This window comes from Campylobacter sp. 19-13652, from assembly GCF_019702925.1.
Classification (GTDB): Bacteria; Campylobacterota; Campylobacteria; order Campylobacterales; family Campylobacteraceae; genus Campylobacter_A.
In genome coordinates, this window is record NZ_AP024713.1 from 1,527,476 (window position 1) to 1,550,870 (window position 23,395).

17 protein-coding genes are annotated in these 23,395 nt (G+C 43.1%); 7 read left to right on the forward strand and 10 right to left on the reverse strand.

The features are described 5' to 3' along the window. The first annotated feature begins 121 nt into the window (after positions 1 to 121). Positions 122 to 2,845 carry a hypothetical protein gene (locus LBC_RS07380; protein WP_221253799.1) on the forward strand — a complete coding sequence of 908 codons (2,724 nt, stop codon included), beginning with the start codon at positions 122 to 124 and terminating at the stop codon, positions 2,843 to 2,845. A gap of 44 nt (positions 2,846 to 2,889) precedes the next feature. Here the strand turns inward: LBC_RS07380 and LBC_RS07385 are convergent, their stop codons facing one another. The 5 genes from LBC_RS07385 to LBC_RS07405 form a co-directional block, all read right to left on the reverse strand. Then, positions 2,890 to 4,602 carry a hypothetical protein gene (locus tag LBC_RS07385; protein ID WP_221253800.1) on the reverse strand — a complete coding sequence of 571 codons (1,713 nt, stop codon included), beginning with the start codon at positions 4,600 to 4,602 and terminating at the stop codon, positions 2,890 to 2,892. A 278-nt stretch (positions 4,603 to 4,880) separates the two neighbouring features. Further along, the gene (locus tag LBC_RS07390) at positions 4,881 to 6,011 is read right to left on the reverse strand and encodes a glycerate kinase (RefSeq protein WP_221253801.1); all 1,131 of its coding nucleotides are present in this window, start codon (positions 6,009 to 6,011) and stop codon (positions 4,881 to 4,883) included. Then, on the reverse strand, positions 6,008 to 7,378 hold the full coding sequence (locus tag LBC_RS07395) for a GntP family permease (protein ID WP_221253802.1): 1,371 nt from the start codon (positions 7,376 to 7,378) through the stop codon (positions 6,008 to 6,010). Before LBC_RS07395 ends, LBC_RS07390 begins: the two co-directional genes overlap by 4 nt. A gap of 91 nt (positions 7,379 to 7,469) precedes the next feature. After that, positions 7,470 to 8,462: a phospholipase A gene (locus tag LBC_RS07400; protein ID WP_221253803.1), complete on the reverse strand. Its 993-nt coding sequence runs from the start codon at positions 8,460 to 8,462 to the stop codon at positions 7,470 to 7,472. Continuing rightward, positions 8,455 to 9,057: a molybdenum cofactor guanylyltransferase gene (locus tag LBC_RS07405; RefSeq protein WP_221253804.1), complete on the reverse strand. Its 603-nt coding sequence runs from the start codon at positions 9,055 to 9,057 to the stop codon at positions 8,455 to 8,457. Before LBC_RS07405 ends, LBC_RS07400 begins: the two co-directional genes overlap by 8 nt. A 104-nt stretch (positions 9,058 to 9,161) precedes the next feature. Between LBC_RS07405 and LBC_RS07410 the strand changes: the two genes are divergently transcribed. From LBC_RS07410 to LBC_RS07420, 3 genes are all read left to right on the forward strand, one after another. Continuing rightward, positions 9,162 to 10,733 (forward strand): phosphoethanolamine transferase, encoded by a 1,572-nt coding sequence (locus LBC_RS07410; protein WP_221253805.1) that lies wholly within the window; start codon positions 9,162 to 9,164, stop codon positions 10,731 to 10,733. A gap of 9 nt (positions 10,734 to 10,742) precedes the next feature. After that, a complete protein-coding gene (gene dcd / locus LBC_RS07415; RefSeq protein ID WP_221253806.1) occupies positions 10,743 to 11,303 on the forward strand; it encodes a dCTP deaminase in 561 nt (186 codons plus the stop codon). Between the two features lie 96 nt (positions 11,304 to 11,399). Beyond that, positions 11,400 to 13,550 (forward strand): TonB-dependent siderophore receptor, encoded by a 2,151-nt coding sequence (locus tag LBC_RS07420; protein ID WP_221253807.1) that lies wholly within the window; start codon positions 11,400 to 11,402, stop codon positions 13,548 to 13,550. Between the two features lie 515 nt (positions 13,551 to 14,065). Here LBC_RS07420 and purF read toward each other — a convergent pair. Genes purF through LBC_RS07440 form a run of 4 tightly spaced genes read right to left on the reverse strand, consistent with a single transcriptional unit; the run spans position 14,066 to position 18,582 of the window. Then, positions 14,066 to 15,403 (reverse strand): amidophosphoribosyltransferase, encoded by a 1,338-nt coding sequence (gene purF, locus LBC_RS07425; RefSeq protein WP_221253808.1) that lies wholly within the window; start codon positions 15,401 to 15,403, stop codon positions 14,066 to 14,068. Then, positions 15,404 to 16,168 carry a 4-hydroxy-tetrahydrodipicolinate reductase gene (gene dapB / locus LBC_RS07430; RefSeq protein ID WP_221253809.1) on the reverse strand — a complete coding sequence of 255 codons (765 nt, stop codon included), beginning with the start codon at positions 16,166 to 16,168 and terminating at the stop codon, positions 15,404 to 15,406. Positions 16,169 to 16,220: 52 nt separating this feature from the next. Beyond that, on the reverse strand, positions 16,221 to 16,928 hold the full coding sequence (locus LBC_RS07435) for a molecular chaperone (RefSeq protein WP_221253810.1): 708 nt from the start codon (positions 16,926 to 16,928) through the stop codon (positions 16,221 to 16,223). Continuing rightward, positions 16,921 to 18,582 carry a 4Fe-4S dicluster domain-containing protein gene (locus LBC_RS07440; protein WP_221253811.1) on the reverse strand — a complete coding sequence of 554 codons (1,662 nt, stop codon included), beginning with the start codon at positions 18,580 to 18,582 and terminating at the stop codon, positions 16,921 to 16,923. Before LBC_RS07440 ends, LBC_RS07435 begins: the two co-directional genes overlap by 8 nt. 121 nt (positions 18,583 to 18,703) lie before the next feature. Between LBC_RS07440 and pseB the strand changes: the two genes are divergently transcribed. Next, the gene (gene pseB / locus LBC_RS07445) at positions 18,704 to 19,699 is read left to right on the forward strand and encodes a UDP-N-acetylglucosamine 4,6-dehydratase (inverting) (RefSeq protein WP_221253812.1); all 996 of its coding nucleotides are present in this window, start codon (positions 18,704 to 18,706) and stop codon (positions 19,697 to 19,699) included. Continuing rightward, a complete protein-coding gene (pseC, locus tag LBC_RS07450; RefSeq protein ID WP_221253813.1) occupies positions 19,686 to 20,876 on the forward strand; it encodes a UDP-4-amino-4,6-dideoxy-N-acetyl-beta-L-altrosamine transaminase in 1,191 nt (396 codons plus the stop codon). Before pseB ends, pseC begins: the two co-directional genes overlap by 14 nt. Positions 20,877 to 21,079: 203 nt before the next feature. Here the strand turns inward: pseC and LBC_RS07455 are convergent, their stop codons facing one another. Then, a complete protein-coding gene (locus LBC_RS07455) occupies positions 21,080 to 22,390 on the reverse strand; it encodes an MFS transporter (RefSeq protein WP_221253814.1) in 1,311 nt (436 codons plus the stop codon). A 322-nt stretch (positions 22,391 to 22,712) separates the two neighbouring features. Between LBC_RS07455 and LBC_RS07460 the strand changes: the two genes are divergently transcribed. Then, positions 22,713 to 23,312, forward strand: a complete 600-nt coding sequence (locus LBC_RS07460) for a non-canonical purine NTP pyrophosphatase (RefSeq protein ID WP_221253815.1) — start codon at positions 22,713 to 22,715, stop codon at positions 23,310 to 23,312. Positions 23,313 to 23,395: the final 83 nt, after the last annotated feature.

Consider the following 23,395-nt stretch of genomic DNA (forward strand, 5'->3'; position numbering starts at 1 on the left):
TGAAAGTGTTGTAAACGGAGAAGATACTACAAAGTATGATAGTACAACTGCTTTAAATTCTACCGATAAAGTATACAATGGTACAGATAAAAATGATCTGTTTACTGCAGTAGTTAGTTCTTTGCCAAATGATAATACCTTAAAACCTGACTATACAGTAGATGGTAAAGAAGGTACTGATAAATTAGCTGTTGAATTAGGGGCAAATTTTACAGGATTTGCTGCTGGTAAGGGGTTAAAGGGTGTTGAAAATTTAGAAATTACCAACAGCACTTCAAATATAAGAACTTTCAATGTAGCCGGGATAAAAGGTCTGGAAAAAATTACAGTAAAAGGCAATATCGTTACAGATATTACAAACATAGAAGAGCTGCCTACATTAGAGTTTGTAGACGTAAAAAATGGCAATATCGTAGCGGGTCACACAGTTCAAGCTGTAAGCGGTGGAAATGATTCTATGAATCTTATAGTTAACAACGTGGGTGCAAAAAATCAAGCAGTAGCTGCTGGCTACCGTCAAATAGAAAATCTAAATATAGAGACAAAAGGTGGAGCTAGTTTCTTAAGCGGACTATCTAGTGATAACGTAACAGTAAAAGGTAGTGCTGATTTAAGTATTACAGCTACGCAAAATTCACTTCAAAATCTAGATGCTAGTGCTCTTACAGGTAAACTTACCGCAAACCTCACTGGTGGCAATGGTATAGCGTCTGTAAAAGGTGGTGGAGCAGATGATAAAATCACTCTAGCTAACACAGCAGCAGAGATTAGTGTAGACGGTGGAGCTGGAAGCGACACAGTTATATATAAAGGACTAACAGGAGCCCATAAACTAAACCTAACAAATGTAGAAAAAGTAGAAGTAGCTACTATTGCAGCAGCAGCTACATTGGATATGTCTGGCTCTGATGTAAAAGAAGTAACGATAGCTGAAACATCAGCCGCCGCAAGCACAGTGACTATAGCAAATTCAAAAATTGAAACGCTAAATTTAAATGCAGCAGAGCTAGCAAGTACGACACAAACTGGCGCCATAACTTTAACTGGTAGCACACTAAAAAATATAAATTTTGTAAACACTAACGAAGGTGCAACAGCTGGGGCTGTAGCCGGTGTAGCTGTAGCAAACGAAGCAACAGAGCTAAACATAACTGCTAGCGAGCTAGTAAACACAGCTGCAACTGCGGCAAATGCAGGTAATGGCGTAACAGCAAATAAAGCTAAAACTATCAACCTAAACATAAACTCAAAAGACAGCACAGGCTTTACCCTAACTGGTACAAATGAGCTAAATACTCTAGCTATCGATAGTAAGGCTGATGCTTTTGCTCTAACAGCAGCAAATGTAGGCAAGCTTCAGACTCTAAATGTAAAAACAGCTGGAGCTTTCACTTATAACCAAGCACTAGCTCAAGCAACATATGTAAATTTAACAGGCACAGGCAACGATGCAGCGGTTACGCTAAATAATCTAGGTAGCGCAAATAGCGCAAACGGCATAATGCTAAATGCAAGTGGATTAAATTCATTAACAGTAGGCAATGTAATGACTGGGCATAGTGGCGTGGCTATATTAAACTTGGGTAATATTGGCGGAAATTTAACCGTGGGTACATCAGGAACAAGAGTTGCACAAAATGGCGTATCTGGTGATTATACCATTAATGCAGGCGTAATTGACGGAGCTGTTACTATAGCAAATGGTGGTGAGATTAATGTTGCTGGAAATATATCTATCAATATAGGTGAGATAAAAGGCGGAAACTCCCAAATAGCTAGAGGTCAAAACATAACTGCAAACAGCAGTGCTAGTATAGAGGTGGGTAAAGTAAGTGATTCTACTACTACTTTAGGCATAGGAAATGTAACTGCGAATGACAATGTCAATGTAAAAGTTGGCTCCATAGCATCAGCTGTAACAGTTGGAAATCTAGCTTCTGATAATATTACCTTAGATCTTTCTGCCACCCTAGGTCAAAATACTCTGGGTAGCATAGGTGGTAAAAATATAGTTTATAAAGGCTCTAGTCTAAAAGCAGTAGCTGCTGGAGTAACTCTAACTGCTGAAGCTGGCGCTAACGCTAATAGCAAATATGACTTTAAAGCAAGTGCAACTGGATCTATAGAAAATGATACCTTAACAATACAGGCAAATGATTATCTAAAATCAATCACGGTAACAGGCGATCTAGGAGGAGGTGTAGATACTTTTGCTATCACTGGTTTAGATAATGACGATAATAACGCTTTAGAGAGCATCGACTTTAGCGGTCTTAAGTATGAGACACTTACTCCTCTTACGATAGATGATGCTAACACAGCTCTAAAATCTATCAAAATGGGTGATGGTAACGACACGCTAACACTAAATGAAAACATAGCAAACGATATCACAGTATACACTGGTGCTGGCACAGATACTATCACAGCTACTGCTCTAGCAGACGGTAAACACCTAAGCATAGTAAGTGGCGAAGGTGCTAAGACATTTACTCTAACAGCAGCCAAGGCAAAAGCTAACTCAGCCGATAAATACACAGAAATCGTTGGTATAAAATCAGGCGACACCATCACTGTAGCAGGTGTAGCTGCTGGAAGAATAGTAAATGCTAACGACGTGGCTCAAGGAGCAAACACTCTAGCTGATAAGCTAATAGCCGTAGCTGCAAACGCTACAAGCGTAAAAGTTAAAGCGTTTGATTATGAAGGTAGCGCATACCTAGTAGTAGCTGATACTACGACTGGCTTAGGCGATGATGACGTAATCATCAAGCTAGCAGGTGCGAGCGTAGGCTCACTAGAAAACACAGTCACACTTACTGCAAACACTATCACGTTTGGCTAATAGTACGTGTAATCCAAGGGGAAACCCTTGGATTATTTTAAATTTTAAGCGATAGTTACAGTTACGTCTGTGCCAGAAGCACTTAGGCTTAGGTCGTGTAAGCCAGCTAGCTTGATTATGCTATCAGTTACATCAAATGTAGCGCCTGCTGTAACGTCAGTTACCACATATGTATCCCCATTGTACTGGAACCAAGAAGTTATAGAATTTGTATTGCCATCTCCTGCTACAGCTTTATTTACATAGTCTAGGAATGTAAATGCCTTAGATGTTTCATCAGGGTTCATGCTGTGTGCAAGCTCTATCTTAGCATCTACTTTTGTAGCAGTGCCTTTACCTTTTACTACCAGGCTGTCGCCCTTAGCGAAATCTTTTATAGTAACGAACTGGTCTGTGCTACCAGCAGCAGCGGCAGCTTTTTGAATGAATCTATCATCGCCAGCACCACCAGTTAGGTCTACGTTGCTATCTACGCTAAATGTGATAGCGTCATTACCAGCGCCACCATTTACTGTTTTTACAGTAGTTAGTCCGCTTACATCAACGCTTAGTACGCCAGTTAGGTTGCTTGCGTTTAGGGTAGTTAATTTAACAGCAGTTAGTCCATCAGCTAGTGTTAGGTTTTGATCTCCGCTTACATTTATAGTAGTAGCATCAGCAAAAGTCGCAGCTGTAAGTGTAGCAGCTTGTTCTCCTGTGGTTATATTTACAGTTTCAAATTTAGCCGCAGTAAGAGCCGCTACAGTACCGCTAACTACATTTACGTTTAGCACGTCATTTGCATTTGCTTCTTCGCTATCTTTTTGGATAACAGCTGTTACGCTTGTTACAGCATCAGTATCTTTTAGTACTAGCGTTGAGCCAGCTGCAACGTTGTTTATCGTAAGTGCTTGAGCTAGGTCTGTGGTTAGCTCTACTTTGGCTAAGCCAGCAGCATCAGCAGTTACAGCACCACCAGCACCAGTCATATCTAGACCTAGCTGATTGAAATTTGTATATTTTGCAGTATCCATAGTGATAGCATCGCTAGCTGCTTTGATTACCACCATGTTATCGCCAGCGCCACCGTCTACTTTTCCTGCGTAAGCACCTACGATGACTTTATCATTTCCGCTACCTAGTTTTACATCAGATAGACCAGCGTTTGCTGCTAGTGTTAAAGTTAGGTCGCCGTTGTAGTTGTTTGTGAATTTTGTTAGTGCGTTGGTTGCGGCTTTTAGCTCTATATTAGCACTAGCTGCATTACCTGATAGGGTTAGCTCTTTTAGGGTTGCAGATGCTAGTTTTAGGCTATCAGACTCTCCGCCTAGATTTAGCGCTAGTTTAGTACCTGTAGCAAAGTTAAAATCAGCTGTATTTACCACATCTTTTAAATTTACAGCTACATCTTGATCAGCCGCAGCTGTTACTGTTACTACGCTAGCTCCTACTTTAGATAGAGTTACGTCTTTTAGGCTTGAGTTTGTAAAGTTAACACCAACTGTGCCACCAAAGTTATCAACTGTAAGCTTAGTTAGCTCTTTTAAATTAGCACCAACAGCTACATTTTTGTTTGCACCATTTGAGTTTGTATATAGCTCAACTACGCCTTTGATATCATTGTTGTAAGTTACAGCTTCTGTAGTTTGTATGTCAAGCTTTTCCACGCTTGTTAGCTGAGGTAGAGGTGTCGTACCAGCTGTAAATGCCGCATCTGTATAAATTTTTAGTGTATCATAGCCTTCTTTTGCGTCGATTGTATCACCAGAGTGTATCACGTCTGCGCCATCGCCTACAAAAGTATCATCTTTAGCTGTACCAACTAGCGCATCATCAAAGTCGCGAGTTAGGTTAAAAGTCTCACCTTTGCCAGCTGAAGAAGTGTTAGAAACCTCGTCTATCCAAGCTTTTGCAGCGGTGTCAGAACCATCTGTTGAGACAAGTGCAAGTGCCTTAGTAAAGTTTTGAAAATCGTAATTTTCAAACTTTTTATATTTTATTAAGTTTAAATTCTTAAAACCCCATATTATAGGGATTTTAAGTTATTTTTAGTATGTTAAATTTCTAATCCAGCACCCGCGATAAATAGCTTCACAGCCTGTCTTGCGCTTTGCTTTAAATTTATTCGCGCGATATCTGCCCTCATCGCCTCCTTTAAAGAACACGGTGCACGAACCACGCTAAAGCAAGCATCTATTAGCTCACTATCAGCCAAATCATCACCCAAACTTCCAGCCAGTACCACCACCTTAGCTCCAGCTGCTTTGGCGAGCTTTGCCACTCCGCTTGGGGTCTTTCCCATTAGACTTTGAGTGTCAAAGCGCCCCTCCCCAGTGATAACCAAATCAGCCCCAACAAGGGCGCTTTTAAGCCCCACTTCATCGCAGACTATATCCACACCACGCCTTAGACTAGCTCCCAAAAAAGCCAAAAGCGCATACCCTAGCCCACCAGCGGCTCCAGCCCCAGCAACTTGCTCCATATCCGCGCCAAGCTCACGAGACGCCACCTCACAAAACCGCCTAAGCCCAGCGTCAAGCTGCTCTATCATATCGGCATTTGCGCCCTTTTGCGCGCCGTATATATAGGCTGCACCGTTTTCGCCATAAAGCGGATTATTCACATCACAAGCCACGACTATCTCGCACTCTCTTATGCGCGCGTCAAGTCCGCTAATATCCACGCTAGCCACCCGCATTAAATCAGCCCCCACGCCAGCTAAATACGCACCGCTTGCGTCTTTAAATTTAACCCCGAGCGCACGTAGCATGCCCATACCAGCGTCGTTTGTGGCGCTTCCACCTATGCCTATTATAAATTTCCTAGCTCCTTTATTTAGCGCATCTAGCAAAAGCTCGCCAAAGCCGTAAGTGCTAGTTTTCATAGGGTTTCGCTCACTAGGCTCAAGCAGAGGCAGTCCAGAGCTAGCCGCCATCTCAAAAATAGCTCTATCAAAAGCCATAGCGTAGCTTGCGCTAATCTTTCGCCCTAAAGGATCGCTTACTACCACGCTCACACTCTTTCCGCCCAAAGCATCCCTTAAGGCTTCCACAGTCCCCTCTCCACCGTCAGCTATGGGGACTACCGCCACCTCGGCTAAATCGCCTATGCCCTCTTTTACAGCCTCTCCTGCCTCAAGCGAGCTTAAAGAGCCCTTAAAAGAATCTATCGCGACGACTACTTTCATAATAGCACCACCGATAATAAACACACGCTTAAAACGCCTACAAGCCCCATTATAAGCGTCATCGCAGTCTGAGTACGATACCCCTGCTGCGTGCTTAGTCCGCTTAGACTAGTAACCACCCAAAAGTAGCTGTCATTTGCATGTGACACGCACATCGCCCCAGCACCTATAGCAAGCACAGCAAGTGCCGCACCCATCTCGCTACCAAGCCCTAAAATCGTAAGCATAGAATCATCAACCGTATAAAGCCCAAGTATAGAAGCGGTAGTGACAATAGCCACCGTAGAGCTGCCCTGAGCTGTTTTTAAAACCGCCGAAATAACAAAAGCAAGCACCAGCCCAGCACCGCTTAGCGCACTTGCGTTTGCCTTTATAATATCCACAAAGCCAGCCGATTTTATCACTCCACCTAGCACTCCACCAGCTGCTGTGATAAAAAGTATAGGGCCGACTGTTTTTAGCGTGTCCTCGGTAAGCTTGCTTAGATTTTTAAATTTATCCTGTAAAGCTAGCAAAACCAAGGCCAAAATCAAACCAAACGCAAGCGCTATGACTGGATTTCCTATAAATTTAATCACCTCAGCAAACTCGCCACCAAGCCCTGCAATAGAAGATATAGAACCAAGCGCCATAAGTAAAACAGGCACTAAAATAGGCGCTATAGATAGCGTAAAGCTAGGCAGCTTTGTCTCATTTATCGCAGTGTCAAATTCATTAAATATAACCTCGTTTGAAGCTGGCAAAAGCTCATCTTTTCTAGCCACATACCTAGCAAAAATATAAACCGCCGCTAAAACTGGCACAGACACCACAACTCCCAAAATAATGACTAAAAGCAGACTATCTCCTAGTCCCAAAGCCCCAGCAGCTGCGACTGGCCCAGGTGTAGGTGGGATAAAAACATGAGAGGCATAAAGCCCTCCAGAAAGCGCAACTGAAAGCGCAGTCGGACTTGTAGCTAGCCTTGAGGCTATGGCTTTTCGCACTGGATTTAGCACGACAAATCCGCTATCACAAAACACAGGTATACCCACTATCCAGCCTATAATTAGCATAGCCAGGTCTGGATGACGATTGCGAAGTGCGCCCACAACGACGCTAGCTATCTTTAGCCCAGCCCCAGTATGCTCTAAAATCGCCCCTATTAAAGCACCAAAAATAATAACTATGCCTATGCTTTTAAATATCCCGCTAAAGCTAGTCCCTATAATGCCAGGCATGTTAGCAAGTGGCACACCAGCGAATAATCCAAGCAAAACAGAAACTGACATGAGGGTTAAAAATGGATGAATTTTTAGCCGCGCTATCATAAATATAATAAGCACAACAGCAATTACAAAACAGAATAAAAGCAAGCCTAAAGACATATCTACGCTCCTTAAAAAATATGTCAAAATGCTAGCATAAATTTAATAATTAACTTATAAATTTAATATTTTTATAAAATTTATCAAACCCCTAGCGTAAAATCATAATACCAAAACCAAGCCTGCTTATGCTGCGATTATAATCAATCAAACTCTCGCCATAGCCATTAAAATACTGCAAATAGCCGTAAAATCCGCTATAAATAGGGAAAATTAGCCCAGCTTGCACTGCGCCTTTGTTGCCGCTAGCTCTTAAGTTATTTCTAAGTAAAAGCTCCAAAGCATAGCCGCTAGCATCATATCTTACTCGCAAATCGCCGTATCCTAAGTAGCGGCTAATGTCTGCATTATCGCTTAAATCCCCTAAATGCTGCCAAACTCGTGGCGTAATAGTAAAATCACCAAATCTAAAATCCGCGCTAAGATAAGCCCTATTCCAGCTACGACTAGTCTCTCCACCTAACCCATTTGACTCGTGCAAAAAGCCTAAATTTACCGCCTTTAAATACTCATCATCGCTTTTAAATCTCATAAAAATTTCCGGACGATAATTTGTCTCACGAAAAGGTACGCTAGACTTTGCTGTCTGCCACCACGAAGTCTGAGAATAAGCTAAGAAAAGTTCTTTATCATCGCCTAAAAATGGCAGCTTGAGCGGTTTTTTAAAGCTTAGATTAAACTTCGTCTCAAAAGAGCGCCTGCCGTCATTTGGGGTATTAAAAGTATGCGAGCCAAGCAAGAGGTAATTTTGTTCGTGTAAGCTTATGCCGCTGCCGTCAAACACCTCACTAAGGCTAACGTCATCTTTACTAGCGCTAGCCTTTTGGGACGTATTTGCCGAGCCTTGATTAGCCAAAATGGAGGCTGGCGCAAGCGATTTATCAATTTTTTGATTATCGATTATAGCGGCTTGTGATTTATTTTTAAGCCCAATCTGCTTTAAGGCAAGGGCTTTATAAATGGCCATAGCTGCGTCTTTTTCGCCTATGCTCTCAAGATAAAGCGCCCTCTCATACTCGCTTAAATCATTTGCACCCAGCACAAGAGCGCAAAAAAGCAAAACAAGCTTAACGCCCTTAGGCATTAGCCAAATCCTCAGGAGAGTTTAAATTTATCCCCTCTTTTTCGCCCCCTAGCTCAACCCTAATGACATCGCAAAGTTTTAAAAGCGCACCCACGCTATGCTCGCCGCTTTTTGCTAGATTTAGCGCCTTATCAGCCACGTTTGGAGAGAAAAATCCGCACAGATTGTGATCCCTGCCGCCCTCGCAAGCAATGACGACTTCAAAATCATCGCTAAGCCTAAACATATCTTTTATGCTATTTGCGCTAACGTTTGGCATATCCACAGGTTGGATAAACACTGGCTTTTTAAAGCGTTTAAGCACGCTAGCAAGCGCGATTAGAGGCGAGTGAAGCTCGCTATCATCAAGCAAGATTTTCACACTTTTATCGAGGTCTTTAAATTTATCACCCTTGCTTGAGATATAAACATCATCAAACACCGCCAAAAGCCGCCCACTCACGTAGCTAGCCAGACTTTTGCCGTCTTTAAAGTCCATAAGTGCCTTATCCTCGCCCATACGAGTACTACGCCCACCAGCAAGTACTACAGCAGTCTGCTTTTTAAGCTCCATAAAGCCATCACAAGCACCCTCGCTAGAACAGCTATGACCCATTTTCACTCCTTTTTTCTTGACATTTTACTTAGTTTTGGCTTTTTGTTGCCTTTTGTTTGCCGTTTTTGCCTATAATTATCATTTACAAACATACAAGGAATTCAATGAAACCTATCTCCTCGATGAAATTTAATCTCATCTTTGCGCTATATTTGACAGTGCTAAATTATAAATTTTTCGAATTTTGCCTACAAAATTTACCAGATGATAGCACGTCGTGGATAATGTTTGCCACGCTACCAGTGGTGATGGTTGCGCTTTTAATGCTTGTTTTTAGCCTGATTTTTGTGCCGTTTACCACAAAGCCACTTGCTATTTTACTCCTTAGCATAAGCGCACCAGTGGCGTATTTTATGAATACTTACGGCATAGTCATAGGAAATGAAATCATCATAAGCACACTAAAAACGGACGTAAAAGAGGCTGGAGCGCTTATAAACTTTAGACTCATAGGTTCGCTTTTTTTGCTATGGATAGCACCAGCAATCTTAATAATAAAGTGCAAAATCTCATACGGAAATCTCTTTGGCGCATTGATTAAACGCATAGGCACGATAGCGGCTACAGCGGGCTTTATCACACTTTGCTTTGCTATGCTTTCAAAAGCTTATATACCATTTTTTAGAAACAACCACGAAGCAAAAATGTATATAATCCCAACCTACGCCACATATAGCGCCTATAAAGTCTATCACAAGCTAACAGCAAAGCCGGTGCCACTAGCAAAAATAGGCGAGGATGCTGCATTAAACGATGATAAAAAGCGCCTATTTATACTAATAATAGGCGAAACCGCAAGAGCTGCAAACTCCTCGCTAAATGGCTACACCACAAACGACACAAACGCCTATACAAAGGGCATTTCTGGACTTGTTAGCTTTAGCGATTTTTACTCGTGTGGGACATACACAGCAAGAAGCGTACCGTGCCTGCTTTCACCATTTACACGCGATGAATTTACCGATTTTAAGGGCGCAAATACCGAAAACCTAACCGATATACTAGCACGAGTAAATGTGCCAACATTTTGGTATGATAATAACTCAGGAGGCTGCATAGGAGGCTGCACGCGATTGCCAGAACAAAATGTGCAAGAATTTAAAGACAAAAATAAAGAAGGAGACGCCAAAATTTTTAAGCTAGCAGGGAGCAAAATAGACGAGCTTACAGACTCTGCGCTAATCGTGCTACATCTACAAGGCAGTCACGGACCAGCCTACTATGAGCGCTATCCAAAAGAATTTGACCGCTTTAAACCAACCTGCGACACGAATGAGCTAAGCAGCTGCACAACACAAGAAATAGTAAACACCTATGATAATACCCTACTTTACACGGATTATCTAATCGCGAATTTGATAAAAAATTTACAAAAAAACGAGGTCAAATTTGACGAAATTGGACTACTTTATGCAAGTGACCACGGCGAGAGTTTGGGCGAGAATGGCATATATTTGCACGGCATGCCCTACTCCATCGCACCTGATTTTCAAAAGCATATCCCAGCCATCGTGTATACAAACAATCAAAATACAAACAAAAGGCTAAAATTGCGCAAAGACGACACCCTAAGCCATGATAATATCTTTAGCACGGTGCTCGGATTTTTTGGCGTAAAAAGCGACATAGTAGATGACAAACTAAATATTTTTAGCTATAATCAGGGCAAAAATTAAAGGAAAATCATGGGACTAAAAAGCGATAAATGGATACGCAATATGAGCCAGCAGCACGAGATGATCGTGCCTTTTTGCGAGGAGCAAATAGGGCGTGGCGTGGTCAGCTATGGGCTAAGCAGCTATGGCTATGACATCAGAGTGGGCGATGAGTTTAAAATTTTTACAAATATCGGCGGGACGGTCGTGGATCCAAAGAATTTTGACGCAAAAAATGTCGTTGATTTTAAAGGCGAGGTCTGTATCGTCCCACCAAATTCATTCGCACTTGCTAGAACGGTCGAGTATTTTAACATGCCCAAAGATGTGCTTGCAATATGCCTAGGCAAAAGCACCTATGCAAGATGTGGCATAATCGTAAATGTAACGCCATTTGAGCCTGGCTTTCGTGGGCATATCACGATAGAAATCTCAAACACCACGCCTCTACCAGCCAAAATCTACGCAAACGAGGGCATAGCACAGGTGCTATTTTTACAAGGCGACGAGCCATGCGAAGTAAGCTACGCCGATAAAGGTGGCAAATACCAAGCACAGGAAGGTATCACACTGCCTAGGATATTAAAATAATACTAACTTAATGATACTTATTTTCAAATTTATTGATAATTAATATTAAATTAGTTAATATTTTGTTGCTTCATTATTAAATTTAAAAGGCAAAATATGACTAAATTAAGCCTAGCCATGGCGGTGACACTCTACTCCATAAATTTAATCGCCGCCGAGCAAATCCCCAGCGAAAAGACCCTACAAACCATAAACGTAAACGAAACAGTCCTAGACTCCACAACAGAAGGCAGCAGCACCTACTCATACTCCGCTACGAGCGCAGGCAGCGGATTTTTGCTGCCACCAGCCCTAGTGCCACAGTCGGTTGATGTGCTAACAAGCGAGCGTATCCAAGACGCCCCAGGCACATACCGAGTAACCGACGCCATAAACGGCAGCACAGGCATTAAGGTATATTCATTTATCCCTGACCGCGTGCGAATGTACGCGCGCAAAATGCTAATAGACCAGCTTCAAACAGACGGCGTGCCTATGCGGTATAATACAAACTACACATTTGGTGATAATCTAGGCGACACGAGCATCTATGACCGTGTCGAAGTAGTGCGTGGCGCAAACGGCGTACTAAGCGGCGCTGGAAACCCATCGGCTAGTATAAATTTAGTCCGCAAAGCCCCTGTGGCTACGCCGTTTTTAAGCATCAGTGGGGCGGTTGGCTCATACGATCTTTACCACGTCGGATTAGACGCTGGAGGCGCGCTGAGTAAGGACGAGCGCATTAGGGCACGCATTAGTCTAGCAGAGCAAAAAAGGCACGGCTACCTAGACCGCTATAAGGAAAATAAGGCATCAGTTTATACGGCTTTTGATTTTGACGTGGGTGATAGTGGGGTGTTTGGGCTTGGTGCAAACTACCAAGACACCGATATAGACGGCACTATGTGGAGTGGGGTACCGCTTAAATACGATGATGGCACACCCACAAATTTTAGCCAAAACGTCTCCGTTGCGCCTAGCTGGGCTGGGGTTCGCACGAAGCTTTTTGACATTTATGGCAGGTACACGCACGTCTTTGAAAATGGTGCAGAGCTTGAGCTAGGACACGATCATCAGCAGGCTCGCGGTAGCCGCATAAACGTGCAAGTGCCGAGCAAAAACTACCTAAACTCGGCGACGAACGTCTTTACAAGCAACGACATCAGGCTTTTTGATGGCAAGCGCACGCAGGATTTTTCTCACATCAAAGCAAATGGCGAGGCTGAGATTTTCTCGCTAGAACATGAGTTAAGCCTCACGCTAAGCACCTCTAGGCAAAGTCTAAATATGCCAGTTTATACAAACATTACTGGCTCGCAAATCTCAGGGGATATAACGAATTTTAACCCACAAAAGCCAAGCTTTACAAGCTCGCCAGTCGCAGCTGATATACTAAAGACCTATCAGCATTCGGCGGTTTTTATGGATAGGATAAAGCTAAGTGATAAATTTGCGCTCATAGCTGGGCTTCGCTACACCCATTTTGACGAGAAAAGTACAGGCTATAACGACTCTGGCAAAAAAACATGGGCGTCATATAAACCCTATCGCTTGCGCGAGGATGACATCTCAAAATACCTAGCACTAACGTATGAATTTGCCCCAAATAGCGCACTTTATGCGGCATATACTGATATATTTTCTCCGCAAAATGCCTTTGACGAGCAGGATAATCCGCTAAAGCCAACTATCGGCAAAAGCTACGAAATAGGCGCAAAAAGCCAGTTTGAGAGTGGTTTGCTGCTAAGTGCATCGCTATTTCACATTATAAGAAACAACCTAGCCGTTAGTACGGGCAAAACCAGAACCGACGGCAGTACCATATATGCAAGCGCAAATGGAGCGACCACAAATGGCTTTGAGCTAAGCGCGCAGGGTAAAGTGCTAAAAAATCTCGATATTTACGCTGGATACAGCTACGTAAAAAGCCGCGACGCAGACAAAAATGAGATAGACAAGAATCTGCCAAATAGTTTGTTTAAATTCTTTGCTAGTTATGAGGTATCTAGTATAAATGGCTTAAGCGTGGGCGCTGGGCTAAACTGGCAGTCAAAAACCGAAGTAGTAAAGAATGGAGAGACGTTTAAAACCCAATCTATAGCGGTTTATGACGCGCTCTTAAGATATGAGCTTAATAAGCACGCCAAAGTCCAACTAAACGTCAATAATATCTTTAACAAACGCTACATCTCAGGCTATGGTAGCACAGGACACTATAAACTAGGCGAACCAAGAACGTTTATGCTGAGTTTTAGGTATGAAATTTAACTTTTAAATTTGCTTTGCTGGGTATTTTTTAATTAAGTACCCAGCGATAGTCTTGAAATTTAAACATTTAAATAAGTACTATGCAAAAGCTACTTTATAATTATGCTAAAAAATGAGAAGTTAAAGGGCTATATCTTAAAAGCACTGCTATTTTTATTTATGGCAGTATGACGGTAAAACTTGATATTGATAAGTAGACTGCCTTATATAGATTATACACCAAGCAATATTCGCCAAATGTAAAGCTTTCAATACTTCCACATATTCAAGCCAAAAAACGGCGTATAAATTGCAACTTCTTTAAAACGCAGTTTTAAAAAACTATGTCTATGTCTTATTTTACTAAAGACACATAGTTAATTAGCATAGCGCAAAAACTAAATAAGGCTCGCATAAAACTCAAGCTTTGAGGCAATGACTTTAAAAACAAAGCAAACAAGCCTAAAATATTCGCAAAAAATGCCAAAATAAGCTTTTAAGCATTTAGTAATAGCTATTTAAATTTAATTTTCACCCTACCTAATAAAATAATCCCCATCAAAGCTAACAAGGGAATATTTTCTCTCATCACCCAAAGCTTCCACTAGCGCCTCAAGTCCCAAAAACTCAAGACTATCAGCCCCTATATACTCGCACACTTCATCGCAATTTAAACGGTAGCTAATAAGCTCCTCGGACGTAGGCGTGTCTATGCCGTAGCGCTCAGGATAGCGAAGCTCAGGTGCAGCCACGCGAAAATGCACCTGCTTAGCCCCAGCCGTACGCAAAAGCTCGACTATCTTTTTACTCGTAGTCCCACGCACTATGCTATCATCGACTACTACCACACTCTTGCCTGCTAGCTCACTACTCATAGGATTTAGTTTTAGCTTTACTTTTAAATTCCTAAGCTCCTGGGTTGGCTCAATAAAAGTACGTCCCACGTAGTGGTTACGCACGATAGCAGCCTCATAAGCAAGCCCTGCCTCCTTCGCATACCCAAGAGCCGCAGCTACGCCACTATCTGGCACAGCTACTACCATATCAGCTCCTTCTGGCACCCCAGCACGAGCCAAAGCTGCCCCCATAAGCTTTCTAGCAGCATAGACGCTTTTGCCCTCTATTACACTATCAGGGCGCGCAAAATATATATACTCAAATGCGCAAATCCTAGGCTCGCTCTCATAAAGCTGCTCGCTAGCAAACTCACTCTGTCCACGCTTTATACTAAGCATTTCGCCAGGTCTTACATCACGGATAAATTTAGCCCCCACTAGATCAAACGCGCAGGTTTCACTAGCGACGATTAGCCCACCGTCTTTTAGCCTGCCTATGCTAAGCGGTCGCACACCCCATCTATCGCGCACCACATACATAGCGTCGCCTTCAAGTATAAGCAGACAATATGCTCCTATAATCTGCCCCAAAGCCTCTTTTATCCGTTCTTTTAGCGTTGCTTTGGTACTTCTTGCGATTAGGTGTGCGATATTTTCGGTATCCATATTTGAGCTAAATATCGCCCCATTTTGCACGAGACGCTCTCTTACTTCGTCCTTATTTACGAGATTTCCATTATGCACTATGCTAAGCTCCCCTAAAGCATAGCTAATAGCCACAGGTTGTGCATCTCCAGCACTTGCGCTTCCAGCTGTGGCGTAGCGATTATGCCCCACAGCCATATCACCTTTTAGCTTTTTAAAGCTCTCTGTGTTAAAAACCTCAGTAACTAACCCATTGCCCTTTATCGTGCAAAGCTTGCCGTCGCTTGTACTAATGCCACTTGCCTCCTGACCTCTATGCTGCATAGCAAAAAGTGCATAATACGCAATACTAGCGGCATCTTGGCTGTTTACTACTCCGACTATCGCACACATTTAAAGCCCCAAACAATCATCTATACTATAAAGCCCTGGCTCTTTATTTACCAGCCATAAAGCCGCTCTTAAGGCTCCATTTGCAAAAGTCGCTCGACTTGTCGCAGTGTGATTTAGTTCGATAAATTCGCCGTCATTGTAAAATCCGACCGTGTGCCTGCCGACTATATCGCCCCCACGCTGCGAAAGCACGGCTATCTCATCAGCGCTTCTTGCACCCACCATCCCCTGTCTGCCACACACCATCACGTCTTTTAAATTTAACTCTCTAGCCTTTGCTACACTACTAGCTAGAGTAAGGGCAGTGCCGCTTGGGGCGTCCTTTTTATGCCTGTGGTGCATCTCTACTATCTCCGCGTCAAATCCCACTAATGCCTTTGCGGCGATTTGGGCTAGACGGTTTAGCACAGCCACGCCTAGACTCATATTTGTTGCGTACAAGATAGGCATATCCTCACTTAAGCTTTTTATAAGCTCAAGTGTCTCATCGCTTAGCCCAGTAGTACCGATGACTAGAGGCTTTGGTACAGTTGTGGCTATTTCAAGCAGCGAGAGTGTGCCACTTGGGGAGCTAAAATCAATGACAACATCGCTTTTATTCATAAACTCATCATCAAGCTTAAAGGCTATATACTCATCACTTCTAGACTTTAACTCGCCCTTATCGACTATTGCGGCTAGCCTTGCCATATCGTTAGCTTCGATGCTTTTAATGATCTCTTGTCCCATTTTACCGCTAGCGCCGCAAAGTCCGATGTTTATCATTTTCTCCCTTTTTGTTACAAATTTATTTAAGATGATTATAGCACACAAAATTTTAAAGAGCTGTAAATTCGTCCCAGAAAAGCTTTGATTTTGGCGTTGGCATTTTGCTTTGATACGGCTTTTTACTCATTGCTTCACGTGCGATGGAGCGGGCTTTGCTAGCTGGTGCGCCAACCCCTAAAAGGCCTCGCTCAAGTGCAATAAAGCTAGATAAAATTTGAGCTATCCCAGCGTAGAATCTAGCCTCTGAGTGATCTGCTAAAAGTGCGATAAACTCATCTATAAAAGGATTTATCACGCTTTTAAAAAGCTCCTCTTGAATAGATATCATCTCGCTCGCACCACCACTTGCATCAAGCAAAAGCTGTGAGGAAAACAAAAACACAAATCCGATAAAATCCTCACTATCCTTACATCTGGACAAATTCCTACGATAATCGCTTTTTTTAAGTAGCTCAATCACCCTAAGCCGTGCCGCGCCATCATCTCGCCCATCCTCGTAAAAGCTCGCATTTAGCGGAATATTTGCATAGCTTAGATCAAAAAGTACGCTATTTTGCTCGTTTATAAATTTATCAAAATCATGCTCTTTTAAAGTATTAAAAGCAGCCTCATCAGCCACACTTAATGCAGACTGGCTTAAATGCTCTAGCTGCCCTTTCCAGCGTAAAAATCCACTACCCTTTTCATCGTAAAAAAAGACAAAAGCCAAAAACTCATAATAATACGCCCTAGCGCGTAGTGTGTCTGCGTCAAACATCTATATCTCCCCTTTGCTGCTTAATTTGCGCTTCAAACATTATTTTAGCTTTACACTCTCCACAGCAGTAAAGAGTGCGTGCTTTTAGGCTATCTGCGCCAAAATGTGGTAGCATAATGCTGGCGATTTTTTCAATTGATTTTTTAGTGGCAAATTCCTTACCGCACTCTATACAGGCAAATAGCTCATCGCTTGCAAGCTTGATAAATTCAAAACTAGCTGGAGCTAGCCTAAGCTCACCCGTCCTTACCTCTATCGCGCCAGGTTCTGCGCAGCTAGACTCGCAATATCCGCACGCCGTGCAAATGCTTGCGTTAAATTTGATAGAATTGTCCTTTTTATCAGCTATTAAAGCCCCAACGTTACAGGCTCCTACGCAGCTTAGACAAAGAGTGCATTTATCCTCATTAATTATCACATTTGCATATCGCACACGCTCATCTGTATGCACCGTGCCAAGCTCGCTATCTCCGACTAAATGCTCCACTCGCTTTGCAAATATTTCGCGCATTAATAAGGCATTTTCGCTCATATTATAATAGCTTCCTTCTATCGTGCCAGCCTCGTTTAAAGCCGCTTCAAGCTCAGTTAAATTTTTGGCTAAATAAATCGCTTTTTTATTAAATTTGAGCTCATAAATTTGATTAATAATATCCACCGCTCCGCTTGTGCCACGAGCTGGTGCGCTATCATAAAGCACCACCGCGCAGCCACTTTCTTGCAATAGTCCCATAAGATGAGCCTGAGTTAAAAAGCGCGCACCTAAGGCTAGAGGCAGGACATTTTCAGGCAGGCTGACGTGGCTTTTATAAAGGCTCTCATCAGCCACCACAAGCGCCACCTTGCCCTCATACAGCCTAGCAACGCTAGCCCACGCTTCGCGCATAAATGGCGCAAAATCAAGCGAGCCAGACGGGCAGACACTCACGCACTCACCGCACCCCACGCAATCTACGTGAGAAAACACAAGCTGTCTATTTTCATCGTCCTTTAGTATCGCCACAGTCGGACACACCTCCACGCAACGCGCGCATATCTCATCACGACGCTTTGCGTACTGGCAAATACTCTCATCATAGGTTGTTAGGCTTTTAAATTTATACTTTGGACTTGCGCCTTTTACTATCTCAAGCACCGCCTCATCGCTAAGAGCAGCTATATCAAAGCAACCTGATTGGCGCAGCATAAATGGTGCAGCGTGCGAAGCTAGCAGCAAATCACACTCTACTTCGCCCAAATTAGTCCCAGCATAATCGCTAAGAATGACGCTAAGCTCGCCAACCGCACCGTAGACAAACTTAACCTCAAAGCTAGCTAGAGAAATGACCTCATATCCACTATCACACAAAAGGCTTTTTAAAGTGTCTCGCGGTTCATTTGAGACGATGATAATGCGATTTCCTACCTGCTTTTCATATGGCACATCACGCGCTAAATCATAAACCTGCGCCCTAGATTCATAAAGCAAGCTTACGCCCTTTGATACCTCAAGTGCGCTTGCTTTTGAGCATGCGATATAAAAATCTATCTCAGGCGCTATGACATCAGCTTCTAGCCTTGCGTCATTACTTACTAAATACCGTCCACTTTGGCTTATCTCTATCGCATCATTTAGCGGAATAATGGGCTTGCCAAAATATCCAAATTCTTTCATATTTTCACTTCTTTTTGTGGTTTTAAGCCAAAATCATACCATACGAAGGTTAAATTTAAACAAACTTTTTGCCAGCCCTAGGTAAAATCACGACTATATTATTTAATGAAAAGGCTGTGCGATGTTTAACGGTAAATCTATCCTAGTTACTGGCGGGACTGGGAGCTTTGGTAAGAAATTTATCTCCACTATCCTAGCTAGATACAAGCCAGCGCGCCTAATCGTATACTCTCGAGATGAGCTAAAGCAGTATGAAATGGCGCAGATATTTACGGATAATTGTATGAGGTATTTTATCGGCGATGTTAGAGACGCTTCAAGATTAAAGCGTGCAATGCAAGAAGTCGACATAGTAGTTCACGCTGCAGCGATGAAGCATGTCCCAATAGCCGAATATAATCCCATGGAATGTATAAACACCAATATAAACGGCGCACAAAATGTAATAAACTCCGCCTTAGAATGCGAGGTAGAGCGTGTCATAGCCCTATCCACGGACAAAGCCTGCAATCCGGTAAATTTATACGGTGCTACAAAGCTAGCAAGCGATAAACTCTTTGTCGCTGCAAATAACGTAGCAGGCAAGCGCCGCACACGCTTTAGCGTCGTAAGATACGGCAACGTCCTAGGCAGCCGCGGCTCTGTAGTGCCGTTTTTTAAGCGGCTTTTAGCAGATGGGGCGAGCGAGCTGCCTATCACAGATGAGCGTATGACACGCTTTTTTATCACGCTCTCTCAGGGGGTGGATTTTGTTATTAAAAGCTTTAGCAGAATGCACGGCGGAGAGATATTTGTCCCTAAAATTCCAAGCATGCGAATAATCGACCTAGCCAAAGCCCTAGCCCCAGAGACAAAAACCAAAATCATAGGCATACGACCAGGTGAGAAGTTGCATGAGATAATGATAAGCCTAGATGACGCGCATATTACGCTTGAGTTTGACGAGTTTTACACTATAAAGCCTAGCATTGTATTTACCTCACAGCCTGATTACTCAAAGGCAGCCACTGGCGAGGTAGGCAGAGCAGTAAATGATGATTTTGCATATAGTTCTGACAGAAACTCCCAGTGGCTTGATAAAGCCTCTCTTTTAAGGTTACTTGATGATACCATATAGCAGACAAAGCATAACTGAGGCTGATATAAACGCTGTAGTGGAGGCGCTAAAAGGCGACATACTCACAGCTGGGGAGATAGTGGATAAATTTGAAGCCGCTTTGGCAAATTATGTCGGCACAAAGCACGCAGTGGTACTAAACTCCGCCACAAGCGCACTTCACGCACTTTACCTAGCCATAGGGCTAAAAAGCGGCGATGAGATAGTTACTACGCCCATTACCTTTGCTGCAACGGCAAATGCAGCCTTAATGGCTGGGGCTGATGTGCGCTGGGCAGATATTAAATTTAACGGAAACATCGACCCGCAAAAAATATCCGCCGCAATCACACCCTGCACCAAAGCCATAGTCGCAGTGGATCTAGGCGGCGCGCCAGTTGACATAGCCCCACTTTATGAGATAGCTAAAAAGCACGGCATAGCCTTGCTAAATGACGCCAGCCATGCCCTAGGCTCAAGCTACGGCGATGAAGCAGCCGCGTGGGCTAAGCAAAACTCACTCTACCACGCAGAAAAAAGCGAAAAAAACCCAAAAGTAGGCAGCCTAGCGCTTGCAAGCGTTTTTAGCTTTCACCCCATAAAACCCATCACAACACTTGAGGGCGGAGCAGTGCTGACAAATGACGATGACATAGCTACCAAAGTACGCCTGCTACGCAGCCACGGTATCACAAAGCGCACCGCATGGGACAGCCAAATGCAAAGCCTAGGCTATAATTACCGCCTAAGCGACGTCGCATGCGCCCTGGGGCTAAGCCAGCTTGGACGGCTTGATGAGATGATAGCTAGACGAAACGAGATAGCAAACTTTTATGATGATAAATTTAAAAATAACCACTACTTTAGCACCCCTATGCTAAAGGCAGGTGAAATAAGCAGCAGGCACCTTTATCCCATACTACTACATCCTCACATGCACTGCGCCAAACAAGAACTTTATGACAGGCTAAAAGAGGCTGGCATAATCACGCAAGTGCATTATAAACCGACGTATAAATTTGAGCTTTACAGGGCAAAATATGGCGAGATAGAGCTAAAAAATGCGGAGGAGTTTTACAAAGCAGAGCTGAGTATACCGTGTCATCAAGGCATGAGCGACGATGAGGCTAAGTTTGTTGCAAGCACTATTTTAAAGCTTTGCCAAAAGCTAGATACAAGTGGCTGTAAGGTACGCTAAATTCAGCATACCTTGCTTCTATTGGCTTACTTAATCATAAACTTTGTTTTAAGTACAAATTTAAACTGTATTAATTTGTGCCAGTGGCTTAAGCACTATTTTTGCTCTTCACAGAGTAGGTTTAGCAAGCTCACTGCTAGGCTTGCTCCCCTAAGCGCTTAGTAAAAAACAAGTGATTAATAAAATTTAACCACACGCACCGACTAAAGCCCCAGTATTTCTCGTACCTTAGCCTCATTTATTAGCTTTGTGTCTATCTTTACAGCGGTATTTTCACCAGCGCAATAGACATCATAAATGCCTTTTATGCCGCCTAGTTTTGCTCGTGCTAGATCCTTGCTTAGAGCATTTTGTGGTACATAGATATTTTTAAATTCATTTGGATTTTTAAGCCTAAGTAATAGCAAAAACCAAAGCACGCAAACCGCCAAAGCAAGCGCATACACCCCACTAGCCCCCCAAAGCCCAAGCACCGCACCACCAAGCGCACCGCCTATGAAGCTACCAGCGTATCCGCACGAGGTAAAAAGCCCAAGCGCACCACCCCTTTCGTCATGCGTACAAAATTTACTCGCACATGATTGCATGACTGGCTCGTGCAGGTTAAATCCTACAAAAAATATCACAGCTCCAACCACAAACCCAAAGCTACTTTTTCCAAAGACGACAAAAAGCAAAAACGCCACAGCAAAAAGCCCCACACCAAATAGCAGCATAGCTTTTGCTAGCCCCTTGCCATCTCCTAGCGCTCCAGCCGCACCCATAGCCAAAAATCCAGCCCCAGCCCCAGCCGCATAGACCTTCCACAACTCATCACGCCCCCAGCCTAGGCTATTTACAAGCACAAGTGGCACGAGCAAAAACACCACAGACATCAGCATTTTTTGCAAAAATGAGGTCAAATTTAATATTAATAAATCATGATTTTTCGCAATTTTTATTAGACTAAATTTATCACTTTTATCGCTTGCTTTTCTAGTCTCTTTTATGCCAAAAAGCAGCCCCACACAAAGCAGCGATATACCAGCGCTGAGGTAAAACAGCCCCTCTAGCCCCCATAAATTTGAAAGCGTCGAGCCAAATACCATAGCCATACAAAAGCTAAGCCCTATCATAGCCCCCATTATAGCCATAGCCTTGCTTCTATTCTCCTCGCTCACGCTATCAGCTATCATCGCACTTGCCACTCCACCTATAGCACCCACGCCTTGTAGTACGCGCCCAGCGAGCATGGTATAAATATCACTAGATACCGCACACACAACGCTTCCTATGGCAAATATCAAAAGCCCAAGCACCATGGCTTTTTTACGCCCTACACGATCGCTTAGCACCCCAAAAGGTACCTGAAAAATCATCTGTGAAAGCGCATAAACACCGATAATAAGCCCTACCGTTTTCTCTGTTGCTCCTTGCAAGCTTAAAGCATATATACTAAGTGTAGGTAACACCACAAAAAGTCCGAAAAATCGGCTCGCTGCAATAAAACTAAGCGGCAAAACAGTCTTTATCATTCTTTCCTCCAACTAAAAGGGCAAATTTTAGCACATTTTTGACTTTTTTTGATAAAATGGGGGATAAATTTTTAGGCTCTATTTTTAAAAAAGTATTACTTTTTTAAAGCTTTATTAGTTTTTGCAAGCAAGTATTGCATATGAGTATCTTGGCGACGATTTTAAGGGCACGCAAAATAAACCCACCAAAATCGTGCCGACATCGTTTGCAACGCCCCATAATGCCAAAAGCTACTGACACGAATTAGTGGCGTTGCGCTTGTCGCAGTATGCTTAAGGGTAGTACTTTTACAAAACAGAACCATTTTTTAAAGGCAAAATAATGAAAATAGTACTAGCGACCTCAAATAACGGCAAGGTAAGGGAACTTTCGCAAATGCTTAGTGGCTTTAGCGTGCTGGGGCTTAGCGACGTCTGCGAGCCTTTTGAGATAGTCGAGGATGGCGATAGCTTTGCGGCAAATGCCCTTATTAAATCACGCGCAGTTTATGAAAAGATAAAAGGCTTAGGTGATGACTTTGTTGCACTTTCTGATGATAGTGGCATTAGTGTTGATGTCCTAGGCGGTGCACCTGGCATTCACTCAGCACGCTATGCAGACGGCACCGAGGAGGGCAATCGCGCGGCTCTTAGACGCGCTATTATTGACGCTGGGGTCGATAGCTCAGGCGCGCACTATACAGCCTGTATCTCCGTAGTTTGTGCTCTTGGTGAGTACTATACGCATGGTTTTATGCACGGTAGGGCTTTTAGCTTTGAGCGTGGTAGTGGTGGTTTTGGCTATGATGCTATGTTTATCCCAGAGGGATTTAGTGAGACTTTGGCCGAGCTATCTCCTAGTATTAAAGAGCGCTTAAGTCATCGCAGTAAAGCTATCTATTCAATGCTTCCTGTGCTTAAAATGCTCTCCAAAAAGCTTTAAATTTATTTTGCCTACTAGCCCAGAATACTTTTAAATTTGTATATCAAAGCTGTATAATTGCGCCACATTATTTATTTTAGTGG

Bases quoted from the DNA above. Each gene is read 5' to 3' on its own strand.
- LBC_RS07390 (WP_221253801.1), bottom strand. From the start codon at position 6,011: ATGAAAGTAGTCGTCGCGATAGATTCTTTTAAGGGCTCTTTAAGCTCG.
- LBC_RS07395 (WP_221253802.1), bottom strand. From the start codon at position 7,378: ATGTCTTTAGGCTTGCTTTTATTCTGTTTTGTAATTGCTGTTGTGCTT.
- LBC_RS07400 (WP_221253803.1), bottom strand. From the start codon at position 8,462: ATGCCTAAGGGCGTTAAGCTTGTTTTGCTTTTTTGCGCTCTTGTGCTG.
- LBC_RS07405 (WP_221253804.1), bottom strand. From the start codon at position 9,057: ATGGGTCATAGCTGTTCTAGCGAGGGTGCTTGTGATGGCTTTATGGAG.
- LBC_RS07410 (WP_221253805.1), top strand. From the start codon at position 9,162: ATGAAACCTATCTCCTCGATGAAATTTAATCTCATCTTTGCGCTATAT.
- dcd (WP_221253806.1), top strand. From the start codon at position 10,743: ATGGGACTAAAAAGCGATAAATGGATACGCAATATGAGCCAGCAGCAC.
- LBC_RS07420 (WP_221253807.1), top strand. From the start codon at position 11,400: ATGACTAAATTAAGCCTAGCCATGGCGGTGACACTCTACTCCATAAAT.
- purF (WP_221253808.1), bottom strand. From the start codon at position 15,403: ATGTGTGCGATAGTCGGAGTAGTAAACAGCCAAGATGCCGCTAGTATT.
- dapB (WP_221253809.1), bottom strand. From the start codon at position 16,168: ATGATAAACATCGGACTTTGCGGCGCTAGCGGTAAAATGGGACAAGAG.
- LBC_RS07435 (WP_221253810.1), bottom strand. From the start codon at position 16,928: ATGTTTGACGCAGACACACTACGCGCTAGGGCGTATTATTATGAGTTT.
- LBC_RS07440 (WP_221253811.1), bottom strand. From the start codon at position 18,582: ATGAAAGAATTTGGATATTTTGGCAAGCCCATTATTCCGCTAAATGAT.
- pseB (WP_221253812.1), top strand. From the start codon at position 18,704: ATGTTTAACGGTAAATCTATCCTAGTTACTGGCGGGACTGGGAGCTTT.
- pseC (WP_221253813.1), top strand. From the start codon at position 19,686: ATGATACCATATAGCAGACAAAGCATAACTGAGGCTGATATAAACGCT.
- LBC_RS07455 (WP_221253814.1), bottom strand. From the start codon at position 22,390: ATGATAAAGACTGTTTTGCCGCTTAGTTTTATTGCAGCGAGCCGATTT.
- LBC_RS07460 (WP_221253815.1), top strand. From the start codon at position 22,713: ATGAAAATAGTACTAGCGACCTCAAATAACGGCAAGGTAAGGGAACTT.